Below are 4,983 nucleotides of genomic sequence, written 5' to 3'. Positions count from 1 at the left end.
AGAAAACAGAGTTCAAAGATTTTTTGTCATTCCGGGCTCGACCCGGAATCCAGAATGTTTTTGCGTAGATATACTCCTGGATGCCGGATCAAGTCCGGCATGACGTAAAGAAAAACAAGCTGTTTTTGCAATTACGACACAGTCTCGAATGGCGGGATTTTCAAAGGGCCAGACAAAGATCCCGCCTTGCGGGGTCAGAGTTCAGTGGCTCTGCCGTATGAAATGCAAAAACGCTAAATCCGAAGCCCGAAATCCGAAATTCGAAACAATATTTAATGACCAAAATCCAAATGATCCAAACAATAGACGTATCTGACATCGTGAATAGGATTTTGTTTTTGTCATTAGGGCATTAGATATTTGAATTTGTTTCGAATTTCGATATTCGGATTTAGAATTTTGCCAATGACTTTTGCGTAAATCATGCCCTCTGGGCCCGGACTTTTACTTTAAGGGAGGAAACCATGTCAAAAACATTGAAAATGGTACTGATAGTTGTCGGCATCATCGTGGTTATCGGGTTTATGATCGGCGGATGGGTCGTCGGCGGTTATAACCGGGTCATCGCCATGGACGAAAACGTCAAAGGAAAGTGGGCCCAGGTGGAAAACCAGCTCAAGCGGCGATATGACCTGATTCCCAATCTGGTGGAAACCGTCAAGGGTTATGCCCAACACGAAAAAGAGCTTTTTGAAAATATCGCCGAGGCCAGGACCCGGTATTTTCAGGCCGGCAATCCAAAGGGAAAAATAGAAGCTGCCAACCGGTTGGAAGGCGTCCTTTCCCGGCTGCTGCTGCTTCGGGAGCAATATCCCCAGCTCAAGGCCAATGAATCCTTTCTGAAACTGCAGGACAGCCTGGAAGGAACCGAAAACAGAATTTCGGTTGAAAGAAAACGCTATAATGAAGCCGTACAGGGTTTGAACACCTATATCCGGACTTTTTTCGGACGGTTTTTCGCAATAATGGCTGGTGTTTCCAGCGGGGCCTATTATGAAGTGCCGGAAGGGGAAACAGCTGCACCCAAAGTGACATTCTGATGCCGAAGGAGCGCATCACCCAAGGCCTTAACCTTGTTTCCATTGCCACCGCCCACGGGTTCAGCGATGGGTTTCATTATGTCCTTGTGCCGGTACTGCCCCTGATCATGCAGGAACTGGGCCTTTCGATCCTGCAGACCGGGATGATCGTTTCGGCCCAGGGCCTGGCAATATTTCTGATGCTGATGCCGGCGTCGATCTTGTCGGATTATCTGGGAAGGCGCAAGGTCATATTGACCGCGGGCCTGATCCTTGCCGCGTTTTCTTTTATGGGGATCGGTCTCGTCGGAAAAAATTATTATCTCATTCTGGTTCTGAGTTTTCTGGTGGGCCTGGGCAACAGCACGTTTCATCCCACGGCAACGGCGCTGGTCTCAGAGGCCTTTAGAACCCGGCCGGGTTTTTATATGGGAATGTTCAGCCTGGGGGGTAACATCGGCAGCGCCGTGATGCCGGCCGTTATCGGGACCCTGGCCCTTACCCTGGGCTGGCGGGCAGGACTCCAGTTTATCATGCTGCCGGTCATTGGGGTGGCCGTCCTGGTTTACCGGTTTTTGCCCGAAACCCGGGGGTCGCGCCAGAATGCCAGAGAGATGTTTTCCGGAATCTGGGACAAGGTGTGCTGTAACCTGCCGGTGGTTACCCTGATCGTGATCTATTCCCTCAGGGGCATCGGCTACCGGGGCATCATCACGTTCTTTCCCCTTTTGATCGCCGCCACCATGGGCGCCGATGCCAGGACGGCCGGTTTTTTAATGAGCGTCTATTTTTTTATGGGCGCGGTCAGCAAACCCCTTTTGGGAATGTTTTATGACCGCTTCGGCGTGCGGCTGCTGCTGGCCGCATTGTTTCTCCTGGGTGCGGCGGCTACGGTGGCCCTGACCCGCACCACCCATCTGGCCGTGATGGTCTCTCTGATGGGGCTTTTGGGGGTGGTCAGCTTCATCAGTCCGATCGTGATGACGGCGGCCACCTCCCTGGTGGACAACTCCGTCCGGACCAGCACCGTCGGCATGATTTACACCGCCTACGAAATCCAGTTTTTATCGCCCATCTTCGGCGGCTGGATCGCCCAAACCTATTCTCTCAAAGCCTGTTTCATTTTTTTTGCGGGGGTGCTGGTCTTGGGCAGCGTGGCGTCCCTGCTCCTGCAGGAGAAGCGGATTCCCAAGCTTAAGGATATTTGATTAATCGGTTGTCGCTTCATCCGGCTGTACATTATGTCGGCCCTGGCGGATCAGCGTCTCCAGATCCCATGAAACCAGTTTTGTCAGATTTTCTTTGCGGATACGGCACAGGTGGCGGCGGCAGGTGGGACAATCCGGGTCTTCGCAGGGGTCCGTATGGATCAGAACGCTGGCTTTCCCTGCAAAATGATCGACGATGATTTTTTCAAGGGCTTTGGATTCCCGATGGGATTCCTCCAGGGACAATTCCTGGGGGAGAATTAAATGAAAATCGATGTGGGCAAAATTGCCTGAACGCCAGGCCCGGAGCTGATGGATATCGATCCAGACGTCCTTGCGGTGCTGAATGATCAGGTCGGCAATGCTTTTCAGAAATTCGGGATCGGCGGCATCCATCAGGCCGGTGAAGGACTGGCGCACGAGCTGCCAGCCGGAAAAGAGAATATTCAATGCGACCAGATAAGCGATGGCGCCGTCCAGCCAGTACCAACCCGTCAGATAGGCGCATAAAAGACCCAGCACCACGCCGCCGGAGGTGTAAACATCCGTAAGGACATGTTTGCCGTCGGCAATAAGGGTGAGGGATGCGGTTCGCTTGCCCGTTATTACAAGCCCAACGCCCAGAAAGAGATTGATTAAACTGATGCCGAAAAGGAGCAACAGGCCGCTTTCAAGGTGGGGAAGGTCATCGGTATGAAAGAGGTGCGGCCATGCCGTGATGAAAATCCCGACGGCGGCAAGGATAATGAGTGCGCCTTCAAAACCGGCTGAAAAATATTCGATCTTACCGTGGCCGTAGGGGTGGTTCCGGTCAGGGGGCCTGTCGGCAACCAGAATGCTGACAAGGGCAAAGGCGCTGGCCACTACGTTGATGATGGATTCGAGCGCATCGGAAAGAACGGCGGAAGAGCGGGTCAGGGTGTAAATATAAAATTTACCCAGCATCAAGGCCGTTCCGATGACAAGGGACAGGCTGATGGCGGTGATGCGAACGCCCTGGGTATTTTTCAAAAATTTCATGGTTTTAATTGGGAGCTTCTAATTGTCGTTATGACTGTTAATTTTCTTTTGGGTCCAATTCCCCGCGGCTTGCCGCGAATCGTCATTCCGGCGGAAGCCGGAATCCAGAAACATAAACTGGATGCCGGTCGATGATCTCGTGTTCAGCGGGGATCAGGTCCGGCATGACATATGATACCCCGTAGCTTGTCGAAGATCCCGGTTTATCGGGGCTGCGGGGCAGTTCATTAGCCCGTCTGCGGTCGGGATATATATTTATAGCAAAAAAACGGCCGGGTGTATTTAATAATTTTTAGAAATAAGTTATGCGGTTAAAAGGGGACTGGTGATTGCTGCGGGGAGCAATGATTATTGTATAAACAATTGAATTGCCGAAAGTCCCTTTTTTCATGAAGCAAGACGTTCCTTGCCCTATATTTCCTTCTTGACTCTTTAGCGGTTACTGCCGAGGCCTTCGTCGGCAAGGAGCGTGTCCAGCGGGCTTATCGGCGCTTTCGACATATTTCTGAGCACATGAGTATAGATCATCGTTGTTTCAACATTTTTGTGGCCCAAAAGCTCCTGAACTTCGCGGATATTCACACCGTTCATCAGCAGATGTGTGGCAAAACTATGGCGCAATGTATGGACAGTGGCGTGCTTGGGAATACCGGCCTTTCTGACTGCAGCTGCAACAATTTTCTGGATAGAACTGGGGCTGATATGATGACGGCGCACCTTGCCTGAACGCGGATCAACGGAGAGAGCCGCCGAGGGGAAGACATACTGCCAGCGCCATTCCCTGGCTGCATTCGGATATTTTTTGTCGAGAGCTTCCGGCAGATAGACCTCGCCAAAGCCTTTGGCTAAATCCTGTTCGTGGACTTTTTTGACTGCGGCCAGATGCTCTGTCAGTTTATTTTTTACAGCATCCGGAAGAACCGTCGTTCTGTCTTTATCGCCTTTACCTGCCCGAACGGTAATTGAATTCGATCCGAAATCAATATCCTGAACCCGCAGCCTGGCCACTTCCATCAGCCGCATGCCGGTGCCATATATAATATGAACCAAAAGACGGTCTTTTTCTTTTAACTGATCGAGCAGACTGCGCACTTCATTTTGCGACAGTACCGCAGGAAGCTTGGGACCTCTTTTCGCCCGCACCGTTTTACTGAGATCATGCAGATCGATGTTGAGAACTTCGCGGAATAGAAACAGCAGCGCGTTGAAGGCCTGATTTTGAGTAGAAGACGAAACCCGCTGCTTGATCGCCAGGTGACTGAGGAAATCCCGGACATCCATTTCATCGACGCTCAGGGTTTGCAAATCTTTATTTTTTACGCCGGTCAGGTAGGCATGAAAGCGAAGAAACCATCCCGTGTAAGTCCTTTCCGTGCTGTAGGCATAATGCTTGAGGCGCAATATTTCCCTAATTTTTTTCTGCACTGTTTTGACGTCCGGGTATTTTTTTTCGGTTGCCGTGTCTGCATTCGGCGATAGCGCCGATGTATTATTCGACAGGAAGTGATGGATATAAAGTTTAACAGCGTTATCGGCCTGTTCGAATTGCCAATCCTGAACTTTTTCGTCTTTCTTCAAACCATCGAGGAACATTTGTATTCTTAAAACCAATGGTTTGTCTTGTTGTGTATTGGAAAACCGTAGGAACCTACTGACCCAGTGGGCGTAAAAAGGAGCCTGGTTTTTCGGTGCTAGTTTGCGTTGGGTGATAAATTTTTGAAACTCCGGCAATATAG

Annotated in this window: 4 protein-coding genes; 2 read left to right on the top strand and 2 right to left on the bottom strand. The window is 50.7% G+C overall.

Annotation, left to right across the window (positions count from 1 at the left end):
* Positions 1 to 464: 464 nt before the first annotated feature.
* Both P1P89_22180 and P1P89_22175 read left to right on the top strand, forming a co-directional pair.
* Positions 465 to 1,040: a LemA family protein gene (locus P1P89_22180; protein ID MDF1594228.1), complete on the top strand. Its 576-nt coding sequence runs from the start codon at positions 465 to 467 to the stop codon at positions 1,038 to 1,040.
* Positions 1,040 to 2,227, top strand: a complete 1,188-nt coding sequence (locus tag P1P89_22175; protein MDF1594227.1) for an MFS transporter — start codon at positions 1,040 to 1,042, stop codon at positions 2,225 to 2,227. The genes P1P89_22180 and P1P89_22175 overlap by 1 nt, the downstream gene beginning before the upstream one ends.
* Here the strand turns inward: P1P89_22175 and P1P89_22170 are convergent, their stop codons facing one another.
* Both P1P89_22170 and P1P89_22165 read right to left on the bottom strand, forming a co-directional pair.
* The gene (locus P1P89_22170; GenBank protein ID MDF1594226.1) at positions 2,228 to 3,247 is read right to left on the bottom strand and encodes a cation diffusion facilitator family transporter; all 1,020 of its coding nucleotides are present in this window, start codon (positions 3,245 to 3,247) and stop codon (positions 2,228 to 2,230) included.
* Between the two features lie 432 nt (positions 3,248 to 3,679).
* On the bottom strand, positions 3,680 to 4,983 hold a 1,304-nt coding region (locus tag P1P89_22165), incomplete at its 5' end, for an integron integrase (GenBank protein MDF1594225.1).

Source organism: Desulfobacterales bacterium (assembly GCA_029211065.1).
Lineage (GTDB): Bacteria > Desulfobacterota > Desulfobacteria > Desulfobacterales > JARGFK01 > JARGFK01.
This window is presented reverse-complemented; position numbering and strand designations above follow the sequence as displayed.

What these genes read in the sequence shown, in the direction of transcription:
- P1P89_22180 (MDF1594228.1), top strand. Translation starts at nt 465, where the DNA reads ATGTCAAAAACATTGAAAATGGTACTGATAGTTGTCGGCATCATCGTG.
- P1P89_22175 (MDF1594227.1), top strand. Translation starts at nt 1,040, where the DNA reads ATGCCGAAGGAGCGCATCACCCAAGGCCTTAACCTTGTTTCCATTGCC.
- P1P89_22170 (MDF1594226.1), bottom strand. Translation starts at nt 3,247, where the DNA reads ATGAAATTTTTGAAAAATACCCAGGGCGTTCGCATCACCGCCATCAGC.